This is a genomic window from Streptomyces sp. NPDC002130 (assembly GCF_040296465.1).
Lineage (GTDB): Bacteria > Actinomycetota > Actinomycetes > Streptomycetales > Streptomycetaceae > Streptomyces.
Map to the genome: position 1 here is coordinate 1 of NZ_JBEOXI010000991.1, position 1245 is coordinate 1245.

Annotated in this window: 2 protein-coding genes; one reads left to right on the forward strand and one right to left on the reverse strand. The window is 69.3% G+C overall.

What is annotated here, in order from left to right:
• Window positions 1-318: 318 nt before the first annotated feature.
• Window positions 319-663 (forward strand): ANTAR domain-containing protein, encoded by a 345-nt coding sequence (locus ABT116_RS47710; protein WP_351647721.1) that lies wholly within the window; start codon window positions 319-321, stop codon window positions 661-663.
• A gap of 20 nt (window positions 664-683) precedes the next feature.
• Here ABT116_RS47710 and ABT116_RS47715 read toward each other — a convergent pair whose 3' ends face one another.
• Window positions 684-1163, reverse strand: coding sequence for an ATP-binding protein (locus tag ABT116_RS47715; RefSeq protein WP_351647725.1), 480 nt, complete (start codon window positions 1161-1163; stop codon window positions 684-686).
• Window positions 1164-1245: the final 82 nt, after the last annotated feature.

A 1245-nucleotide genomic window follows, 5' to 3' on the forward strand; every position in this document is an offset into this window, starting at 1 on the left:
GAAGGCCACGCGGCGGCACGGTCATCGATGCCGTGCCGCCGCGTTGCTCACCCCAGCTCCACCCGTCTCGTCGCGTGCCCGCACAGAGACGATCTACGCGCTCCCACGGCTCACCGTTCTGTTCTGCGCAGGAATGCCCCGGAACCAGATGGCAGCCCGGTCGCAGCGGGGTTGGGAATCAAGCCCCTGCTGGGTCCTCCGAGAGCTGCTCCCGGAGGACCCACGCGTGGTGACGGGCTGGAGTCGGATGGATGCCGGCCGGTGAGCGGGGCAGGCGTGTGAGGGTGCCCCTGTCCGCTGTCTTTCTCGGTGATTGCCATGACCTCATCCGCTCATCCCCGTCAGCAGTCCACGTCGGCGTCGGCCGATGAGCTGGCGGCAGAGCTGGAAAGGCTGCGGGAGGAGACCAGACAGCTGCAGCAGGCACTCGCCTCGCACGCCGTCGTCGACCAGACCATCGGCGTCCTGACCGTCCTGGGACAGATAACCCCGTCCGACGGCTTCACCGTGCTGCGGGAGGTCTCCCAGCACACCAACATCAAACTCACCCAGATCGCTGAAGAGGTCCTCAAGCATGCCCAGGGTGCGGCGCTGCCCGATGTCCTTCTCGGGGAGCTGCAGGCGGCGTTGGCCCGCCACGCCGCCTCACGCCCGGGTCTCTGACTGTGGGCGTCCGCGTCGTCCTACAGGGGCGGGTGTCCGGTGATGGCGCCGCCGGGGTCGTCCAGGAGGGCGATGCGCGCGGTGATGCGCTTACCGACCGGCTCGCGCTGCGCTTCGAAGCCCTGGGCGACGGCCATGACGATCTCCAGGCCGTGCTGCCCGACCCGCCCGGCGTCGGCGGCCCGGGCCACCGGCAGCACCGGATCGCAGTCCCACACCACGATCTCAATCATGTCGCCGGCGATGCGCAGGTCCATCAGCACCGGACCGGGCGCGTACTTGCGGGCGTTGGTCACCAGCTCACTGACCACCAGCTGGGTCAGGTCCATGGCGCGCTGCGAGACGGGCAGGCCGTGCTCGGCCTGGACGCGGGTGAGGAAGTCCGCAGCGAGGTGGCGGGCGTCGGCGATGCACGTGCCGTCGCCTTCCAGGGCCACCGTGGTCTGTATGGCCTGCTCATCCGGGGCCGCGCTGTCCTCACCCACCGGGACTGGTTCCATCGCGGCCCGCCTTTAGACCGTGTCCTACGTGGTGAGGCGGACAAGTCGTTTGTAGCAGCAGATGGCGGCGGCGAGGCCAAGA

Excerpts from the sequence above, each read along its gene's own strand:
- ABT116_RS47710 (WP_351647721.1), top strand. The coding sequence starts at position 319 with ATGACCTCATCCGCTCATCCCCGTCAGCAGTCCACGTCGGCGTCGGCC.
- ABT116_RS47715 (WP_351647725.1), bottom strand. The coding sequence starts at position 1,163 with ATGGAACCAGTCCCGGTGGGTGAGGACAGCGCGGCCCCGGATGAGCAG.